The following is a 19,226-nucleotide window of genomic DNA, read 5'->3' on the forward strand; positions in this document are numbered from 1 at the left end:
TAGAATGAAATTTGTATTGGAAAGAGTCTAGAATAGAAAGCTACTTTCATTGCACCTATTTCTTTTGAATGAACTTATCTTGCATACCATTTTATTAGGTTAAATTGATGGAAAATGATTGCAATTTTAGGTGTGTTTTGATATATTTAATATATAAAATATATTATCGAACTTGGTACGTGTTTGTGTATTCAGAAGGAGGTCGTTTTTTAAAATAAAGTAAGCGCTTACTTTGTATCAAGAAAAAGAAATGAGGATTTTAATGAACAAAAGACTTTTTGATAAACGTTGTCATTATAGCATTCGTAAATTTGCAATAGGTGCGGCATCTGTAATGATTGGGGCTAGTATATTTGGCATTTCAGCTGTACAAGCTGAGGAAGTGGCTTCATCCAATACTCAAACAGGAGAAACAACTGTTCATCAAGCTCAGCCTTTAGATAAGCTTCCCGATGATGTGGCAGCTGCTATCGCAAAGGCTGATGAGAATGGTGGGCGTGAGTTTGTAAAACCAAAAGCTGAATCGGAAGGAGGAAAAGTTACTAAGGATACAGAACCTACTAAACCTGCTAATGAGGGTAGTCATGAATTAGCTAGCCCTAAAGTGGAAACTCCAAATAAAGTAGAAGAAGGAACCAAGGCTGAGGACAAACAGAAATCTGAAGAGGCAAATCCAAAGCCTGTTGAATCTGCATCAACATCTGGAACAGAACTGAAAGAGGATTCTAAAAAAACTTCTGAAAAGGACCAAGTGAAAGCAGACACAGAGATCAAACCTTCTTCTGAAAAATCGCAAGCACTATCTGGAGAGTCAAACAAAGCTGAAGTTGAAAAGGAAAAACAGCTATTATCGGAGCGAAAACAAGATTTTAATAAAGATTGGTATTTTAAACTAAATGCCCAAGGAGATTTTTCAAAAAAAGATGTGGATGTTCATGATTGGTCTAAATTGAATCTTCCACATGATTGGAGCATTTATTTTGATTTCGACCATAAGTCTCCCGCGCGTAATGAAGGTGGCCAGTTAAATGGTGGAACAGCTTGGTATCGTAAGACTTTCACATTAAATGAAGCAGACAAGAATAAGGATGTTCGTATCAATTTTGATGGGGTTTACATGGATTCAAAGGTCTATGTAAATGGTAAATTTGTAGGACATTATCCAAGTGGCTATAATCATTTTTCATATGATATCACAGAATTTTTAAACAAGGATGGTAGTGAAAATTCAATTACTGTTCAAGTGACCAATAAGCAACCAAGTAGTCGTTGGTATTCAGGAAGTGGGATTTATCGTGATGTAACTCTTAGTTATCGTGATAAAGTCCATGTTGCCGAAAATGGTAATCATATCACTACTCCAAAACTTGCTGAGCAAAAAGAAGGGAATGTTGAAACACAGGTTCAAAGTAAGATTAAAAATACGGATAAGAAGGCTGCTAAAGTCTTTGTGGAACAACAAATTTTCACTAAGGAAGGCAAGGTTGTCTCAGAATTAGTTCGCTCTGAAACGAAGAATTTAGCAGAAAATGAAGTTGCAGATTTCAGACAAACAATCCTAGTTAATAAACCAACTCTTTGGACGACAAAAAGTTATCATCCTCAACTGTATGTGCTGAAAACAAAGGTTTATAAAGAAGGTCAACTAGTTGATGTAACAGAAGATACATTTGGTTACCGTTTTTTCAATTGGACTGCTAAGGATGGTTTCTCTCTGAATGGTGAACGCATGAAATTCCACGGAGTAAGTATTCACCATGACAATGGAGCCTTAGGGGCAGAAGAAAATTATAAGGCTACCTATCGTAAATTAAAACTCCTGAAAGATATGGGGGTTAACTCTATTCGAACAACCCACAATCCAGCTAGCCCTCAGTTGCTTGATGCTGCAGCTAGTTTAGGTCTTTTGGTTCAAGAGGAAGCTTTTGATACTTGGTATGGTGGCAAGAAGACTTACGATTATGGACGTTTCTTTGATCAAGATGCAACTCATCCTGAAGCTAAGAAGGGTGAGAAGTGGTCTGATTTTGATCTTAGAACAATGGTAGAACGTGATAAGAACAATCCGTCTATCGTCATGTGGTCTCTTGGAAATGAGGTAGAAGAGGCAAATGGTAGTCCTCGCTCTATCGAAACTGCTAAGCGTCTGAAGGCTATTATCAAGGCGATTGATACTGAGCGTTATGTCACCATGGGTGAAAATAAATTTAGTCGTGCAGCGACAGGTGATTTCTTGAAACTCGCAGAAATCATGGATGCTGTCGGTATGAACTATGGTGAACGTTTTTATGATGCGGTTCGTAGAGCGCATCCAGACTGGCTCATTTATGGTTCTGAAACCTCTTCAGCTACTAGAACGCGTGATTCTTATTACAATCCTGCTCAAATCCTTGGACACGATAACCGTCCAAATCGTCACTATGAACAATCTGATTATGGTAACGACCGTGTTGGGTGGGGAAGAACAGCTACTGAGTCATGGACTTTTGACCGTGATCGCGCTGGCTATGCCGGACAATTTATCTGGACTGGGTTTGATTATATTGGTGAACCAACTCCATGGCATAACCAAGATAATACACCTGTAAAAAGCTCTTACTTTGGTATCATCGATACGGCTGGTTTACCAAAAAATGATTTCTACCTTTATCGCAGTGAGTGGTATAGTGCTAAAGAAAAGCCAACTGTACGTATTTTACCACATTGGAACTGGACTGAAGAGACACTTAAAGAACGTAAGATGCTAGTCGATGGAAAAGTTCCGGTTCGTACCTTCTCAAATGCTGCAAGTGTCGAATTGTTCTTAAATGGACAGTCGCTTGGTAAAAAGGAATATACGAAGAAAAGGACAGAAGATGGACGTCCTTATCATGAAGGGGCTAAACCAAGTGAATTGTATCTCGAGTGGCTTGTGAAATACCAACCCGGCACACTGACTGCGATTGCTCGAGATGAAAATGGCAACGAAATTGCGCGTGATAGTGTGACAACTGCAGGGGAACCAGCAAGAGTTCGTCTGACTAAAGAAGAGCATGTTATCACTGCAGATGGGAAAGACCTATCCTACATCCATTACGAAATTGTTGATGGCGATGGGAATGTGGTTCCGACAGCGAATAATCTTGTTCATTTCAATCTTCATGGTCAGGGACAAATTGTTGGTGTGGATAATGGAGAACAAGCTAGCCGTGAGCGCTACAAAGCTCAAGCAGATGGAACATGGCAAAGACGTGCTTTCAATGGTAAAGGAGTTGTCATTGTAAAATCAACAGAAAAAGAAGGTAAATTTACTCTTTATGCAGATTCTGCTGGCTTGACATCTGATAGCGCAACGGTCGCAACTGTGTCTGGTAAGAAAGAAAACCGTCACTTTGTAGCCTTTGCTCCTGTAAAAGCAACAACTGACGTGACTACAAATCCTGAATTGCCTCAAACAGTAACAGCTATTTATAGCGACGGTAGTGTTGAGGAAAAGACTGTAACATGGGATGTGCCAGCTGACTTGCTTACAAGCGCAGGTGAGAAAAAAGTATCTGGACGTGTAGAAGGTTTGGAAACCAGAGCTGAGGCACTTGTAAAAGTGATTGCCTTAGATAGATGGTTACCAAAAGTTGCTACAGTACCAGTTGGTACAACTGCAGCAGATTTGGATAAAACAGTCACAGCTGTTCTGACAGATGGTAGTTTGATCGATACAGATGTTGTTTCTTGGACTTTGAAAGATCCTGCTGCTTTGACCAAGGAAGGAGGACGTACGGAGGCTACTGGTAAATTGGTAGATGACGACCGTGAAGTGACTGCCACCTTTATCGCAAGCAGTAAGGAAACAACAAGTAGCATTACAGGACTTACTGTTGGGGATAAAGCTCTTGAGAACTTCGAGTCTGGCAAGACTTATTATCGTGTATCTCTTCCTTACACTGGAACAATTCCAAGTGTTGGGGCTCAGACTACTGGTTATCAAGTAACTGTTCAGCAAGCTTCTGCTGATAATGGTTATCAGGCCTCTGTCTTCTTGAGTGATCAAAAGGGTGACTTGGTTCAAACTTACCTAATTCAGTTTGTGAAGGAAGCTCCTGCCTTGAAACGTTTGGAAGTAGTTGTGGAAGGAAAAGAAACTGCTACTGAAGATCAGGTCTTAACTTATCGTGTCATTGGTAGTTATGAGGATGGTTCTCAAACAGAATTTTCAGCTTCAGATATTCACCTAGAAGCTAAATCATCTGATGGTGGGCATCTTGAGGTGAATGGACAGAACTTGTTGCTTTATACTAAGGGAAGAGTGACTTTGACACCTCGAATCGATAATCAAACAGAGAAAACAGAATCTGTAACTACTGAAGTAGTGATTAAAGAAAATAAAGTCAGCAAGAAGATTGTGAAACTTCATCCTGTATCTGTTTCTACAGACATTAATCAGCAACCGAATCTACCTAAAGAAGTTGGAGCAGAATTTGATAAGGGCTTGCCACGCAAAGTATCTGTAACTTGGGACAAGGTAGATGAAAAAGAATTGGGGTATTATCATAGCTTTACGCTTAAAGGACATGTAGAAGGCACAGGTATTGAAGCTCAAGCAACGGTGACAGTTGAAGGCTTGCAAGTTGCAGAGGAAATCAGCCTTACTCTTCCTAAGGGTGAGACAGTTCAATTGCCAGCTAATGTTCGTGCTTACCATTCTAATGGAACAACTATCTATAAAGATGTAGTTTGGGATCAGGTTCCAGCCAACTTTAGTCAAACAGAAGGAGTCTATGAAATTAATGGTCGTTTAGTGGGTAGCAATCTGACCACTAAAGCTCATGTTCGAGTATCTAGTCAAGTTGTTGCTGGGAATAATATCTCTAAACAATGGACAGGTTCGCAATTGCCAGCTGCCATTGTATCCAATACAGGAGGAGATGACTCAGCTAATGCCTTGAACGACCTGACTGTGTCAAGAACGTCAACAGATGCTAAAAATAGATGGACTACTTGGAGAACAAATACTGATAATGATTGGGCTTCTATCTTGTTTGGTAATTCAGGAGACTTGACGAAACGTTTTGTCAATAATTTATCAGTTGATTTCTATACTGATGGAGCAATTGGTCTTCCAAAAGAATATGTAGTTGAATATTATGTAGGTAAAGAAATTCCTGATTTACCAAGTGATGTCAGTCATGCGCAACGAGATAGCAATCATCCATTTAATAATCCAGACAATTGGAAAGCAGTTGAAAACTTACATGCTCCAAGTCAGCTATCTGCAACTCAAACAAATCACTTCACATTTGACAAGGTAGAAACCTATGCTGTTCGTATTCGTATGAAGAAGGCTGATGGAACTTCAGGTGTTGGTCTGACAGAGCTAACTGTCCTTGGAAACAAGGTAGTAAGCTCTACAAGTTCAGAGATTTCTATCAAGGTAGATGGCAAGGATCTTGAACACTTTAATCCATCTAAGACCGATTACTATATTCCTCAATCTAGCAAAGAAATCACTGCAACAGCTAGCAACAATGGTTTGGTTACTCTTGTTCCGGCAACAAGTCCAAAAGGTGCGACACGTCTTATTTTGAAGGCTGAAGATGGTACTATTTTAAAAGAATATCGGATCTACCGTAATGATGAAAAAGATACAAGTCTACCTTTAGCAGCTGAAAATGGTGCAACTACTTTGAAGCTCGGAGATACCCTTCAACTTCCATCAGAAGTCACTGTTTATTATCCAACTTCAACTACTTGGACTACAGATAAACTGGCAGTGAAATGGGATGCTATTCCTGAACATGCGACAGAGCATGAGGGAAGATTCCAAGTAACTGGTCATGTCATTGGTACAAATCTAACCACTACCATGCAAGTAACAGTTGTAGCTAAAGGAAATCAAGTCATCTCAGAAAATCCAAGCAACAATGAAACGGATTCTAAAGCCTTTGCTTCGACAACGAACGATACACAAGCAGCTTCACATGATCGAATTTTCTATATCAATGATGGAAAATACAATGAAGATGGACGTTGGACAAACTGGTCTCGTACTCCGAAAAATCAAGAAACTTCTGTTGGATTACTCTTTAAGAAGGATGGAAAAATTACTTCTCAATCTATCGGAAAAGTAGCCATTCAGTTCTTTAAAGATAGTGGCACAGATGCTCCTGAGAAAATGGTTCTAGAAAGATATATTGGTCCAGCCTTTACAGAACCAAGTACGATTTCTCGTTACGAAGAAAATGCTGACCATCCATTCAACAAGGCAGAAAATTGGGCACCAATTCCTTACAAAGCTTCTGGAGAATTAGTAGCTGGGAAACCAATCGAGTTTAACTTTGATCCTATTCAAACGACAGCTATTCGTGCTCGAATGACTCGTAAGTCTACTACTAACGGGCTAGCAGTAGTCGAATTTACAGCCTACTCAGCAGGCAAGGGAGCAGAAGTCGAAACACCATCAGCGACTATTTCAATCGATGGAAAAGCATTGGAAAACTTTGATCCAAATGTGACAGAGTACACCCTAACAACAATGGGAACTAAACCAAAAGTCACTGCGACAACTAGTGGACATGGAGTAGTCACAGTAGTGGATCATGGAAATACAAATCTTCCAACACTCGTTCGTCTTGTTTCCAAAGATGGAAATCTGGTGAAAGAATATCGTTTACACTTTAAGTCTACCTTCCAAACAACACCGACAGAAGGCGTTAAGAACTTAGTTGCAGAAGTACCAAGTTTGGAAATTGAAAAGACTTCACTTCCGTTTAAAGAAATTATTCGTGAAACCCCTGAACTTGCTCAAGGTCAACGTCGTATAGTTTCTGAAGGACAAGCTGGAGAAAAAGTTGACTATATTCAAGTGTCAGGAACTAATAGAACTCTTGTTCATTCTGAAGAAAGAAAGGCTCAAGATCGTATTATTGAAGTTGGAGTGAAAGCATCTATTTCAAGTAGTAAAGGCGAGGAGCCAGCTCCAGTCAATGAAGTTCCAGAATTCAAAAGTGGTGCTAACTTTGTAGAAGCAGCAGTGAACGATGTTCCAGAATTCAAAGGTGGTGCTAACTTTGTAGAAGCAGCAGTAAATGAAGTTCCAGAATACACAGGAATTCTAGCCACAGTAGGAGATCAAGCAGTACCAAGTGTTGAGAAGCCTGAATTTAAGGGTGGCGTTAATGCTGTAATGGCTCTAGAACATAAACTTCCAGAGTACCGTGGTATTCTAGCTACAGTAGGTAATCAACCAGTTCCAACAGTAGAAAAACCAGAGTTTAAACTAAGTTCGTTAGAAAAAGCTCAGACTCCAGAAGCACCAGTTCAAGTTGCCAAGGAAGACAAGAGATTGCCAGAAACTGGTGAAAAACAGTCAGAAACAGCTATTTTCTTGGCAGGTGTTACCTTGGCCTTATCAGCAGCTTTATTAACTGCAAAACGTAAAGAAGACTAGTCTATGCGCCTAATACCATTCTATTTGTATAGATTGGTAGAAGATAAAAAATGAATCGATAAATGAGTCGAATAGATGGAGAGGACCAATTAGGCCTCTCCGTCTTTACTAGTAAAAATGGAATCGTTTACTTTCGTGTTTGGACGAAAGGAGAGTAGAGGGGTTTTGTCCCCTCTTTTTCTATATGAACGGAGAGATTTATATTTAAGATGCAAGGTGAATAGACTTTATAGTATAATGAATAGAGAGGAAAAAACAATGAAAGTGATTGAGCAAGAATTATTAGAAAAAGTTATTATTGAACGTTCTCGTACCAGTCATAAAGGAGACTATGGCCGTCTGCTGTTGCTTGGTGGGACTTATCCTTATGGTGGTGCTATCATCATGTCTGCTTTGGCGGCTGTTAAAAGTGGAGCTGGTTTGGTGACCGTTGGAACAGATAGGGAAAATATCCCAGCTTTGCACAGTCATTTACCTGAGGCTATGGCCTTTTCTCTTCAAGACCAACAACTGTTAAAAGAGCAGTTGAAGAAGGCAGAAGTTGTCTTGCTGGGGCCTGGTTTACGAGACGATGCATTTGGAGAAAATCTAGTCAAACAGATTTTTGCCAGCTTAAAAAAGAATCAGATTTTGATTGTAGACGGAGGTGCCTTGACTATTCTCGCTAGGACAAGTCTGTCATTTCCTTCTAGCCAGCTTATCCTAACTCCCCACCAAAAAGAATGGGAAAAGCTATCTGGTATTGCTATTGAAAAGCAAAAGGAAGCTGCAACGGCTAGTGCCCTGACTTCCTTTCCTCAAGGAACCATTTTGGTGGAGAAAGGTCCAGCTACTCGTATTTGGCAAGTTGGTCAATCAGATTTTTACCAGTTACAAGTTGGCGGTCCCTATCAGGCGACTGGGGGAATGGGAGATACTCTGGCTGGGATGATCGCAGGATTTGTAGGCCAATTCCGACAGGCCAGTCTCTACGAACGTGTGGCAGTGGCGAGCCATCTTCATTCAGCCATAGCCCAAGAACTAGCTCAAGAACATTATGTGGTCTTGCCGACGGAAATCAGCTCTTATCTGCCCAAAATAATGAAAAAAATATCTCAAAAAGGCACCTGATTGTTTCAGGCGCCTTTATAGTTTTAGAAAAATCCTTTAATCTTTCCAACGAGGCCATCTAGACCTTCAGAACCAGAAATCAACTGCTGAGCTTGAGAGAAGTATTCTCCAAGCTGTTCTTGATTTTCTGCAACAAATGTTTTTGCAGCTTCGAAATCTTTTGTTTCGATTAATTCTTTTACTTGGTTAAATAAATCTAATGGGTTCATCTTATGTCTCCTTTTCTGTATAATACTATTCAAACATTTTATAAAAATTTTTTCAAGCAAAGAGATTTTTCTATCGAAGTTGAGGGGTGTCAAACAGGGCTTTTTTTGATATAATTTTTAATGATGAATTCGAGAACTAATCGGTATGTGGTTGTTGATTTAGAGGCCACTAGCACCGGAAGCAAGGCAAAAATTATTCAAGTGGGTATTGTGGTGATTGAAAATGGCGAAATCGTCGATCAGTATGGGACTGACATCAATCCTCATGAGCCCTTGGATTCTCATATAAAAGAATTGACAGGTTTAACTGATCAACGGTTGGCAGTTGCTCCAGAGTTTTCACAGGTAGCTGGAAGGATTTTTGAGCTGGTCAAGGATGGTGTTTTTGTCGCGCACAATGTACAGTTTGATGCAAATCTTCTGGCAGAGTACCTATTCTTTGAAGGCTATGAATTGAGAACTCCTCGTGTGGATACAGTTGAGCTGGCACAGGTTTTATACCCTCAGTTTGAAAAGTACAATCTCGGAATTCTATGTCAAGAGTTAGGGATTAAGTTAGACCACGCCCACACCGCTCTCTCTGATGCACAAGCAACAGCAGAGCTTTTGCTTTTTATGCGTCAAAAACTTTTTCAGTTACCGAAAGGACTTTTAGAAACTTTGTTAGATCTTGCGGATAACCTCCTTTATGAAACTTATTTAGTGATTGAAGAAGTGTACCAGCGCCAGTCCCTCCTTTCTTCTCACGATTTGATGGAGCTCCATGGACTCTTTCTAAGAAAGCAAAGTCAGTCTTTAAAGCCACGTAAGCTATCTAAGGATTTTACTAAAAATATTTCCTTATTAGACTTGGATGAACGTCCTCAGCAAGTTGAATTTGCAGAAAAAGTTGAGCAGTTATTAAAGGAACAGAAAACCGCGTTTATTCAAGCCCAAACGGGACTTGGAAAGACTTATGGTTACCTACTGCTAGCTTTGAGCATGGAAAGTGAAGGGGGTATCCTTGTTAGTGTTCCTACCAAAATCCTTCAAAATCAAATTATGCAAGAAGAAGGAAGTCAATTAAAAGATACTTTTCATATTGATATTCATAGTCTTAAGGGACCTCAAAATTATTTGAAACTCGATAATTTTTATAAAGTACTTCATAGGCCAGAGTCTAACCGCCTATTCACACGTTTTAAAATGCAAATCTTGATCTGGTTAACAGAGACAGAAACGGGTGATTTAGATGAAATTGGGCAGCTGTATCGTTATCAGCATTTTCTACCTGAACTTGTCCATGATGGAAAACTTTCACGAAAAAGTTTATTTATTACTGAGGACTTCTGGCAACGAAGCCAAAATAGGGCTAAATCGAGTCGCCTTTTGTTAACCAATCACGCTTATCTGGTAACACGTTTAGAGGACGATCCAGAGTTTGTCAACAATCGCTTGGTAATCATAGATGAAGCTCAAAAAATGCTGATTGCCCTTGAAAACCTCGCCCAAGAGTCTTATCTCCTCGAGGCTTTAGTAACACAAGTTCAAAAGTCCTTGGAAACAGAAAAAGATCTTATTCAGAGACGGTTGCTTGAGAGTATCGGGTTTGAATGTCGCTATTTGATAGATCAGTTTTACTCAGGGCTTAAGAATGACAAGTGGTTGGATTCTCTTGAAAACTTACGCCAGCATTTTTCTGAGTTAAATCTTCCCGAGTATAGAGATATGACGCGCTTTTTTACATCAGACCGTGAATTTTGGCTGGCAACAGCTGAGAAGTCTAGTAAGGATGTCTTAATCTGCTCAAGTAAAAAAGGCCGCTTTCTACTAGCAGATTTATTGCCAGAAGATTGCAGAGTACTTGGCGTATCTGCCACTCTTGAAATCAGTAATAGAGTTTCGTTAGCGGATTTATTAGGATTTACGGAAGCCCCACTTATTACAGTTGAATCTTTACAACAGAAGCAACAAGAAGTTTTATTAGTAAATGATTTTCCGTTAGTAACTGAACAATCTCCTTTAGATTATGCGGAAGAGGTTACATCAGTTATCCATTCCTTACAGACGTTTCAAGAGCCTTTGCTTGTTTTATTTACGTCTAAAGAATTACTGTTAGCAGTGTCAGATTTACTAGACCATCCTCATTTAGCCCAATATAAAAATGGGGAACCCAGTCAGCTGAAGAAACGTTTTGAAAAAGGAGAACGACAAATATTACTTGGAACAGGAAGTTTCTGGGAGGGGGTTGATTTTTCTACCCATCCTTGCGTTATTCAAGTAATTCCTCGATTGCCTTTCCAAAATCCCCAAGAACCTTTAACACGAAAATTAAATCATGAATTGCGTCAGGAAGGGAAGAATCCTTTCTATGATTATCAGTTGCCAATGGCCATTATTCGTCTCAAACAGGCTTTGGGTAGAACAATTAGAAAAGAGGAACAAGCTTCCATTGCTGTGATACTGGATAGTCGAGTTGTTCATAAACGATATGGTAAACAGATTAGACAAGCTCTAGCTAAGGAAAGAACTATCAGAGAGGTGAATAGAAACCAGATTACCTCTGCTGTCATTGATTTCCTCCAAAACAACAAAAATGAAAAATCTAAGAAAGAGAAAAGGTGAATATATGAAACGTTCTCTCGACTCTAGAGTCGATTATAGTTTGCTCCTGCCAGTATTTTTCCTACTGGTTATCGGTGTGGTGGCTATTTATATTGCCGTTAGTCATGATTATCCAAATAATATTTTGCCCATTTTAGGGCAGCAGGTCGCTTGGATTGCCTTGGGACTTGTAATTGGTTTTGTGGTCATGCTCTTCAATACAGAATTTCTTTGGAAGGTGACACCCTTTCTATATATTTTAGGCTTGGGACTTATGGTCTTACCTATCGTCTTTTATAATCCAAGTTTAGTTGCATCAACGGGTGCCAAAAACTGGGTATCGGTAAATGGTGTTACCTTGTTCCAGCCGTCAGAATTTATGAAGATATCCTATATCCTCATGTTGGCCCGTGTGATTGTCCAGTTTACCAAAAAACATAAGGAGTGGAGACGCACAATTCCGCTGGACTTTTTGTTAATTTTTTGGATGATTCTCTTTACCATTCCAGTCCTAGTTCTTTTGGCACTTCAAAGTGACTTAGGGACGGCTTTGGTTTTTGTAGCCATTTTCTCAGGAATCGTTTTATTATCGGGGGTTTCTTGGAAAATTATTATCCCAGTATTTGTGACTGCTGTAACAGGAATTGCAGGTTTCTTAGCTATTTTTATCAGCAAGGACGGCCGAGCTTTTCTCCATCAACTGGGAATGCCGACCTACCAAATCAACCGTATTTTGGCTTGGCTCAATCCTTTTGACTTTGCCCAAACAACCACTTACCAACAGGCTCAAGGGCAGATTGCGATTGGGAGTGGTGGTTTGTTTGGTCAAGGATTTAATGCTTCTAATCTGCTTATTCCAGTTAGAGAGTCGGATATGATTTTCACGGTCATTGCAGAAGATTTTGGCTTTATTGGCTCTGTCCTTGTTATCGCCCTTTATCTCATGCTGATTTATCGTATGTTGAAGATTACTCTTAAATCAAATAATCAGTTCTACACCTATATTTCCACAGGTTTGATCATGATGTTACTCTTCCATATCTTTGAGAATATCGGTGCTGTGACGGGCTTGCTTCCCTTGACGGGGATTCCCTTGCCTTTCATTTCTCAAGGAGGATCGGCTATTATCAGTAATCTGATTGGTGTGGGCTTACTTTTATCGATGAGTTACCAGACCAATCTAGCTGAAGAAAAGAGCGGAAAAGTTCCATTCAAGCGGAAAAAGGTTGTTTTAAAACAAATCAAATAAGGAGAAAATCATGGTAAAAGTAGCAGTTATGTTAGCTCAGGGCTTTGAAGAAATTGAAGCTATGACAGTTGTGGATGTTTTGCGTCGGGCAAATATCACTTGTGATATGGTTGGGTTTGAAGAGCAAGTGACTGGTTCGCATGCAATCCAAGTAAGAGCAGATCGTGTCTTTGAGGGAGATTTATCCGACTATGACATGATTGTCCTTCCTGGCGGAATGCCTGGTTCTGCACATTTACGGGATAATCAGGCCTTGATTCAAGAGTTGCAAAGCTTCGAGCAAAAAGGGAAGAAACTGGCAGCCATTTGTGCGGCACCAATTGCCCTCAATCAAGCAGGGGTATTGAAAAACAAGCAGTACACTTGCTACGATGGCGTTCAAGAGCAAATCCTTGATGGTCAATATGTCAAGGAAACAGTAGTGGTAGATGGTCATTTGACAACCAGTCGAGGTCCCTCAACAGCCCTTGCCTTTGCCTACGAGTTGGTGGAGCAATTAGGAGGAGACGCAGAGAGTTTACGAACAGGAATGCTCTATCGAGATGTCTTTGGTAAAAATCAATAAAACGGATTCGTAATCTCTATAGTTTGATAAATACTAAAATATTAATCACTCTCTATAGAGTTGTATTTTTTGAGAAGATGATTCGTCATCTTCTTTTTTTATTTCGGTGTTTTTACTTGCGTAAAAAAATGTTTTCTAGTATAATAGTTTATTGTGAGCGAACCTCACTTACCCCTTGTAAAGTCTTGGGGTCATTAGACCAAAAGGAGGAACATATCAATGGCTAAATACGAAATTCTTTATATTATTCGTCCAAACATTGAAGAAGAAGCTAAAAACGCTTTGGTAGCACGTTTTGACTCTATTTTGACTGACAACGGTGCAACTGTTGTTGAATCAAAATCTTGGGAAAAACGCCGTCTTGCATACGAAATCAAAGATTTCCGTGAAGGACTTTACCACATCGTTAACGTTGAAGCAAACGACGATGCAGCTCTTAAAGAGTTTGACCGTCTTTCAAAAATCAACGCTGACATTCTTCGTCACATGATCGTCAAAACTGACGCGTAAGAAGGTAAACTATGATTAACAATGTTGTACTTGTAGGGCGTATGACACGTGATGCTGAGTTGCGTTATACCCCATCAAATGTAGCAGTTGCGACTTTTACTCTTGCAGTAAACCGTACATTTAAGAGTCAAAATGGCGAACGTGAGACTGATTTTATCAATGTCGTTATGTGGCGCCAACAGGCTGAAAACCTTGCTAACTGGGCTAAAAAAGGCTCACTTATCGGGGTGACAGGTCGTATCCAGACTCGTAGTTACGATAACCAGCAAGGACAACGTGTCTACGTGACAGAGGTCGTGGCTGAGAATTTCCAAATGTTGGAAAGCCGTAGTGTGCGTGAGGGTCACACAGGTGGAGCTTATTCTGCACCAAGTTCAAACTATTCAGCACCTACAAATTCAGTACCAGACTTTTCACGTGATGAAAATCCATTTGGAGCAACAAATCCATTGGATATTTCAGATGATGATTTACCATTCTAATGGACAACTAAAATTATAAAGGAGAAAAAACATGGCTCAACAACGTCGTGGCGGATTCAAACGCCGTAAAAAAGTTGATTACATCGCAGCAAACAAAATTGAATATGTTGATTACAAAGATACTGAGCTTCTTAGCCGTTTCGTTTCAGAACGTGGGAAAATCCTTCCTCGTCGTGTAACAGGAACTTCAGCTAAAAACCAACGTAAAGTAACAACAGCTATCAAACGCGCTCGCGTAATGGCTTTGATGCCTTTCGTAAACGAAGATTAAAGAAAAGACCCGGTTGGGTCTTTTTTTCACGAGCCTTGAAATGAGAGAGCGAGTTTGGGTCCAGTGGACCTCTTTTTCATGAGCCTGAAAACAAGAAAGCGAATTAAGACCCGGTTGGGTCTTTTTTTCACGAGCCTTGAAATGGGAGAGTGAGTTTGGATCCAGTGGACTTCTTTTTCATGAGCTTGAAAATAAGAAAGCGAATTAAAGCCCGGTTGGTTTTTTTCACGAGATAGTTTTTTTCTGACCTTGGCGTGCTATAATGGTAATAGAAAGAGTAAAGGTGGGTAAGTCAAAGATGAATTGTACGATTAGAAATATGATTAAGTCTGATATTGAATCCTTGTCTCATGGATTTATGAATCAAGGTTGGCCTGGTAGAGAGGAAATTTTGGCTAGATATTTTCTGGAACAGGAAAGTGGGGAGAGAGAAGTCTTAGTTGCAGAGATTGATGGTGCTGTAGCGGGCTACGTTACCATTTTGCCCTCTGCTAAACATGGTCCTTTTGCAGAAGTCTATCCAGAATTATCAGATTTTAATGTGTTTGAGCCTTTTCGAAATCAAGGTATTGGGAATCAACTGCTAGAAGAAGCAGAAAAACGAGTCAAGTTTGTTTCGAGTAAGGTCACTCTTGGTGTAGGTTTGCACTTGGGGTATGGTCCTTCCCAGAGATTGTATATCAAACGAGGCTATATTCCAGATGGGACAGGTGTCTGGTATAGAAATAAACCGCTAGAAATGGGAGCAAGTTGTCAAAATGATAATGATTTAGTTTTATACTTATCCAAGGACTTACAATAAAACTGGAAACTTTTTGAAAATAGGGGATTTAGCTACTTTATGGTATAATGGAAAGAGTTAGATTGAAAGAGGTAGTGAGATGGATGCCAAATTAAGATACAAGGCAAAAAAGATTAAGATTGTCTTTTTTGATATTGATGATACCTTGCGAAATTCCAAGACTGGTTTTATTCCGTCTTCAATCCCAGCTGTTTTTAAGCAATTACGTGAGAAAGGAATCTTGACAGGTATTGCTTCTGGACGAGGGATTTTTGGTGTTGTGCCAGAGATTCGTGAACTCAATCCTGACTTTTTTGTGACCCTGAATGGAGCTTATATCGAAGATAAAAAAGGTCAGGTTATTTATCAACATCAGATTGAGAAATCAGATGTTGAGGAATATATCTCTTGGGCCAAGAAAGAAGGAATTGAGTATGGCTTGGTTGGGAGTCATGATGCCAAACTCTCCGCTCGAACTGAGATGATCAGTGAGGCTATCAATCCAATTTACCCCGATTTGGATGTGGATCCAGATTTCCATGAAAAAGTAGATATCTATCAGATGTGGACTTTTGAAGATAAGGGAGATGACTTGCACTTGCCTGACAGTCTCTCAGACAAACTTCGCATGGTTCGTTGGCATGAGCATTCGTCTGATATTGTGCCGATTTCAGGCTCCAAAGCGACGGGTGTGGAAAAGGTTGTGGAACACCTAGGTTTGAAACCAGACAACGTCATGGTTTTTGGAGATGGCCTCAACGACTTGGAACTCTTTGATTATGCTGGAATCAGCGTTGCAATGGGAATTTCTCATGATAAGATCAAAGAAAAAGCAGATTATATTACAAAAACATTAGAAGAAGATGGCATTTTTGATGCCTTAGAAGGATTTGGTATGGTAGAAAAAGAATTGCATTTCCCACAAGTAGACATTGAAACAGTAGAAGGTCCTATCGCGACTATTAAGACCAATCACGGAGACTTGCGTATTAAGCTCTTCCCTGAACATGCTCCTAAAACAGTAGCTAACTTTGTTGCACTTTCAAAAGATGGCTACTATGATGGAGTCATTTTCCATCGTATTATCAAGGACTTTATGATTCAAGGTGGAGACCCAACTGGAACTGGTATGGGTGGCGAGTCAATCTACGGCGAATCATTTGAGGATGAATTCTCAGAAGAACTTTACAATATTCGTGGTGCCCTTTCTATGGCCAATGCTGGTCCAAATACCAACGGTAGCCAGTTCTTTATCGTGCAAAATCAACATTTGCCTTATTCTAAGAAAGAAATTGCTCGTGGTGGTTGGCCAGAACCGATTGCGGAAATCTATGCCAACCAAGGTGGAACTCCTCATCTAGACCGCCGTCACACTGTGTTTGGTCAGCTAGCTGATGAAGCTTCTTACGCTGTCTTGGATGCCATTGCTGCTGTTGAGACAGGAGCTATGGACAAGCCAGCTGAAGATGTCGTGATTGAAACAATTGAAATCGAGGACTAGGATGAAAATCGGTGATAAACTAAAGGGCCGTATTACAGGGATTCAGCCCTACGGTGCCTTTGTTGAGCTAGAGACGGGTGATACGGGACTGATTCACATTTCAGAGATTCGGACAGGCTTTATTGAAAATATCCAAGAAGCCTTGAAAGTTGATGAAGAGGTTCAAGTTCAAGTAGTGGATTTAGATGAATTTACAGGGAAAGCTAGTCTTTCTATCCGCACTTTGGAGGAAGAAAAGCACCAGTTTCCAAGACGGAGACGCTTTTCAAGCGATCGTTTTAACTATGGCTTTGCTCCTCTCAAACGAATGATGCCAATTTGGACCAAGGAAGCCCTTCAACATTTGAAGAATCAGAAACACTAGTTAGAAATTTCTATCTTTTGTAATGTTAATATAAATTTGCTATAATAGGACCATGGAAGAAGAACAATTATTAAAATCAGGAGAGCGTATTAACCAGCTCTTTTCGACAGATATTAAAATCATTCAAAATAGAGAGGTTTTTAGCTATTCGGTGGATAGTGTTCTCTTGTCACGTTTTCCACGTTTTCCTAAGAAGGGCTTGATAGTGGATTTCTGCGCTGGAAATGGAGCAGTGGGGCTATTTGCTAGCACTCGGACTCAGGCACAGATTTTGGCTGTTGAGATTCAGGAGCGTTTGGCGGATATGGCTGAACGCTCTGTCCGTTTGAATGGTTTAGAAAAGCAAATGGAGGTCATCTGTGATGATTTGAAAAATATGCCTGCTTACATCCAGGGAAGTAAGGTGGATATGATTTTGTGTAATCCACCCTATTTCAAGGTGGATCCTCATTCCAATCTGAACGAGAGTGAACATTATCTCTTGGCGCGACATGAAATCACGACTAATTTGGAAGAAATCTGTCGTAGTGCCCAGAGTATTCTCAAATCCAATGGACGCTTGGCCATGGTTCATCGTCCTGATCGACTTTTAGATATCTTGGACAGCTTACAAGGGCATAATCTAGCTCCTAAGCGCCTGCAGTTTGTTTATCCAAAACGGGAAAAGGAAGCCAATATGCTCTTGATTGAGGCTATCAAGGATGGCTCGACAAGTGGCTTTAAGGTCTTACCACCTTTGATTGTCCACAATGATGATGGCTCTTATACGCCTGAACTTGAAGAGATTTATTATGGATCATAAGGCTTATATGTATGTGCTGGAGTGTCGTGATGGTTCTTATTATACAGGGTATACGACTGATGTGAGAAAACGCCTCGCTGTCCACAATAGTGGGAAGGGTGCCAAATACACACGAGCACGCTTGCCAGTCAAACTCATCTATGCTCAAGGTTTTGCCAGTAAGGAAGAAGCCATGTCAGCTGAAGCCCTTCTCAAGCGTAAGAAGAGGCCACAGAAGGAAAGATTTTTATCTGAAAATCAAGATAGAAATTTACTCAGTTATTTTGAAGAATCGTAAGGAGCCCTTTGACTCCTCTTACTTTTGTCAAAAATCGAAAAAAATGCTACAATAAAGAGAATAAACAAAATGAGGTATTATCATGTCTAAGATTCTAGTATTTGGTCACCAAAATCCAGACTCAGATGCCATCGGGTCATCTGTAGCCTTTGCCTACCTTGCAAAAGAAGCTTATGGTTTGGATACGGAAGCTGTTGCCCTTGGAACTCCGAATGAAGAAACAGCCTTTGTCTTGAACTATTTTGGTGTGGAAGCACCGCGTGTTATCACTTCTGCCAAAGCAGAAGGAGCAGAGCAAGTTATCCTGACTGACCACAATGAATTCCAACAATCTGTGTCAGATATCGCTGAAGTAGAAGTTTATGGTGTTGTGGACCACCACCGTGTGGCTAACTTTGAAACTGCAAGCCCACTCTACATGCGTTTGGAGCCAGTTGGATCAGCGTCTTCAATCGTTTATCGTATGTTCAAAGAACATGGTGTAGCTGTGCCTAAAGAGATTGCTGGTTTGATGCTTTCAGGTTTGATTTCAGATACCCTTCTTTTGAAATCACCAACAACACACCCAACAGATACAGTCATTGCTCCAGAATTGGCTGAATTGGCTGGTGTCAACTTGGAAGAATATGGTTTGGCTATGTTGAAAGCTGGTACCAACTTGGCTAGCAAATCTGCTGACGAATTGATTGACATCGATGCTAAGACTTTTGAATTGAACGGAAATAATGTCCGTGTTGCCCAAGTAAACACAGTGGACATCGCTGAAGTTTTGGAACGTCAAGCAGAAATCGAAGCTGCAATGCAAGCTGCCAACGAAGCAAATGGTTACTCTGACTTTGTCTTGATGATTACAGATATCGTCAACTCAAACTCAGAAATCCTAGCACTTGGTGCTAATATGGGCAAGGTTGAAGCAGCCTTCAACTTCAAACTTGAAAATAACCATGCCTTCCTTGCTGGTGCTGTTTCACGTAAGAAACAAGTGGTACCTCAATTGACTGAAAGCTTTAATGCGTAAGATTTTGGGTGTCAGTTCAAAATCGGAAAGTCTAGTTTGACTTATATCGAAAGGAGTTTCGGCTCCTTTTTTTCTAGGAGT

The 19,226-nt window shown here is 40.2% G+C and carries 15 protein-coding genes; 14 read left to right on the forward strand and 1 reads right to left on the reverse strand.

The window, feature by feature from the left end; all coding sequences use genetic code 11:
- The first annotated feature begins 262 nt into the window (after positions 1 to 262).
- Together DXN33_RS01475 and DXN33_RS01480 are read left to right on the forward strand one after the other, a co-directional pair.
- The gene (locus tag DXN33_RS01475; protein ID WP_115904135.1) at positions 263 to 7,423 is read left to right on the forward strand and encodes an SIALI-17 repeat-containing surface protein; all 7,161 of its coding nucleotides are present in this window, start codon (positions 263 to 265) and stop codon (positions 7,421 to 7,423) included.
- Between the two features lie 258 nt (positions 7,424 to 7,681).
- A complete protein-coding gene (locus DXN33_RS01480) occupies positions 7,682 to 8,533 on the forward strand; it encodes an NAD(P)H-hydrate dehydratase (protein WP_115904136.1) in 852 nt (283 codons plus the stop codon).
- 23 nt (positions 8,534 to 8,556) lie between these two features.
- Here the strand turns inward: DXN33_RS01480 and DXN33_RS01485 are convergent, their stop codons facing one another.
- The gene (locus tag DXN33_RS01485; protein ID WP_001068558.1) at positions 8,557 to 8,742 is read right to left on the reverse strand and encodes a hypothetical protein; all 186 of its coding nucleotides are present in this window, start codon (positions 8,740 to 8,742) and stop codon (positions 8,557 to 8,559) included.
- Positions 8,743 to 8,865: 123 nt separating this feature from the next.
- On the opposite strand from DXN33_RS01485, the gene DXN33_RS01490 reads away from it, so the two are divergent.
- From DXN33_RS01490 to DXN33_RS01545, 12 genes are all read left to right on the forward strand, one after another.
- Positions 8,866 to 11,346: a bifunctional DnaQ family exonuclease/ATP-dependent helicase gene (locus tag DXN33_RS01490; RefSeq protein ID WP_309544214.1), complete on the forward strand. Its 2,481-nt coding sequence runs from the start codon at positions 8,866 to 8,868 to the stop codon at positions 11,344 to 11,346.
- Between the two features lie 4 nt (positions 11,347 to 11,350).
- A complete protein-coding gene (locus DXN33_RS01495) occupies positions 11,351 to 12,574 on the forward strand; it encodes an FtsW/RodA/SpoVE family cell cycle protein (RefSeq protein ID WP_049510311.1) in 1,224 nt (407 codons plus the stop codon).
- A 10-nt stretch (positions 12,575 to 12,584) separates the two neighbouring features.
- Complete coding sequence (locus tag DXN33_RS01500) at positions 12,585 to 13,139, forward strand: DJ-1 family glyoxalase III (protein WP_115904138.1); 555 nt, start codon at positions 12,585 to 12,587, stop codon at positions 13,137 to 13,139.
- 219 nt (positions 13,140 to 13,358) lie between these two features.
- Positions 13,359 to 13,649: a 30S ribosomal protein S6 gene (rpsF, locus tag DXN33_RS01505; protein WP_001151778.1), complete on the forward strand. Its 291-nt coding sequence runs from the start codon at positions 13,359 to 13,361 to the stop codon at positions 13,647 to 13,649.
- A gap of 11 nt (positions 13,650 to 13,660) precedes the next feature.
- Positions 13,661 to 14,131 carry a single-stranded DNA-binding protein SsbA gene (gene ssbA / locus DXN33_RS01510; protein WP_049510307.1) on the forward strand — a complete coding sequence of 157 codons (471 nt, stop codon included), beginning with the start codon at positions 13,661 to 13,663 and terminating at the stop codon, positions 14,129 to 14,131.
- A gap of 31 nt (positions 14,132 to 14,162) precedes the next feature.
- A complete protein-coding gene (gene rpsR / locus DXN33_RS01515) occupies positions 14,163 to 14,402 on the forward strand; it encodes a 30S ribosomal protein S18 (RefSeq protein WP_000068664.1) in 240 nt (79 codons plus the stop codon).
- 298 nt (positions 14,403 to 14,700) lie between these two features.
- Positions 14,701 to 15,204 (forward strand): GNAT family N-acetyltransferase, encoded by a 504-nt coding sequence (locus tag DXN33_RS01520; protein WP_115904472.1) that lies wholly within the window; start codon positions 14,701 to 14,703, stop codon positions 15,202 to 15,204.
- A gap of 79 nt (positions 15,205 to 15,283) precedes the next feature.
- Entirely contained in the window at positions 15,284 to 16,684 is a 1,401-nt protein-coding gene (locus DXN33_RS01525; protein ID WP_115904139.1) for a bifunctional Cof-type HAD-IIB family hydrolase/peptidylprolyl isomerase, read from the forward strand.
- Position 16,685: 1 nt separating this feature from the next.
- Positions 16,686 to 17,048 carry a S1 RNA-binding domain-containing protein gene (locus DXN33_RS01530; protein WP_000689605.1) on the forward strand — a complete coding sequence of 121 codons (363 nt, stop codon included), beginning with the start codon at positions 16,686 to 16,688 and terminating at the stop codon, positions 17,046 to 17,048.
- 52 nt (positions 17,049 to 17,100) lie between these two features.
- Entirely contained in the window at positions 17,101 to 17,850 is a 750-nt protein-coding gene (locus DXN33_RS01535; protein ID WP_115904140.1) for a tRNA1(Val) (adenine(37)-N6)-methyltransferase, read from the forward strand.
- Positions 17,840 to 18,127, forward strand: coding sequence for a GIY-YIG nuclease family protein (locus DXN33_RS01540; protein ID WP_115904141.1), 288 nt, complete (start codon positions 17,840 to 17,842; stop codon positions 18,125 to 18,127). The genes DXN33_RS01535 and DXN33_RS01540 overlap by 11 nt, the downstream gene beginning before the upstream one ends.
- Positions 18,128 to 18,209: 82 nt before the next feature.
- Positions 18,210 to 19,145 (forward strand): manganese-dependent inorganic pyrophosphatase, encoded by a 936-nt coding sequence (locus tag DXN33_RS01545; protein WP_115904142.1) that lies wholly within the window; start codon positions 18,210 to 18,212, stop codon positions 19,143 to 19,145.
- The last annotated feature ends 81 nt before the right edge of the window (positions 19,146 to 19,226 follow it).

The sequence above is a fragment of the Streptococcus sp. NM genome (assembly GCF_003390135.1).
Classification (GTDB): Bacteria; Bacillota; Bacilli; order Lactobacillales; family Streptococcaceae; genus Streptococcus.

Coding starts and splice junctions, on each gene's coding strand:
- DXN33_RS01540 (WP_115904141.1), top strand. CDS start 17,840: ATGGATCATAAGGCTTATATGTATGTGCTGGAGTGTCGTGATGGTTCT.
- rpsF (WP_001151778.1), top strand. CDS start 13,359: ATGGCTAAATACGAAATTCTTTATATTATTCGTCCAAACATTGAAGAA.
- DXN33_RS01495 (WP_049510311.1), top strand. CDS start 11,351: ATGAAACGTTCTCTCGACTCTAGAGTCGATTATAGTTTGCTCCTGCCA.
- DXN33_RS01525 (WP_115904139.1), top strand. CDS start 15,284: ATGGATGCCAAATTAAGATACAAGGCAAAAAAGATTAAGATTGTCTTT.
- DXN33_RS01485 (WP_001068558.1), bottom strand. CDS start 8,742: ATGAACCCATTAGATTTATTTAACCAAGTAAAAGAATTAATCGAAACA.
- DXN33_RS01500 (WP_115904138.1), top strand. CDS start 12,585: ATGGTAAAAGTAGCAGTTATGTTAGCTCAGGGCTTTGAAGAAATTGAA.
- DXN33_RS01490 (WP_309544214.1), top strand. CDS start 8,866: ATGAATTCGAGAACTAATCGGTATGTGGTTGTTGATTTAGAGGCCACT.
- ssbA (WP_049510307.1), top strand. CDS start 13,661: ATGATTAACAATGTTGTACTTGTAGGGCGTATGACACGTGATGCTGAG.
- rpsR (WP_000068664.1), top strand. CDS start 14,163: ATGGCTCAACAACGTCGTGGCGGATTCAAACGCCGTAAAAAAGTTGAT.
- DXN33_RS01480 (WP_115904136.1), top strand. CDS start 7,682: ATGAAAGTGATTGAGCAAGAATTATTAGAAAAAGTTATTATTGAACGT.
- DXN33_RS01545 (WP_115904142.1), top strand. CDS start 18,210: ATGTCTAAGATTCTAGTATTTGGTCACCAAAATCCAGACTCAGATGCC.
- DXN33_RS01520 (WP_115904472.1), top strand. CDS start 14,701: ATGAATTGTACGATTAGAAATATGATTAAGTCTGATATTGAATCCTTG.
- DXN33_RS01535 (WP_115904140.1), top strand. CDS start 17,101: ATGGAAGAAGAACAATTATTAAAATCAGGAGAGCGTATTAACCAGCTC.
- DXN33_RS01475 (WP_115904135.1), top strand. CDS start 263: ATGAACAAAAGACTTTTTGATAAACGTTGTCATTATAGCATTCGTAAA.
- DXN33_RS01530 (WP_000689605.1), top strand. CDS start 16,686: ATGAAAATCGGTGATAAACTAAAGGGCCGTATTACAGGGATTCAGCCC.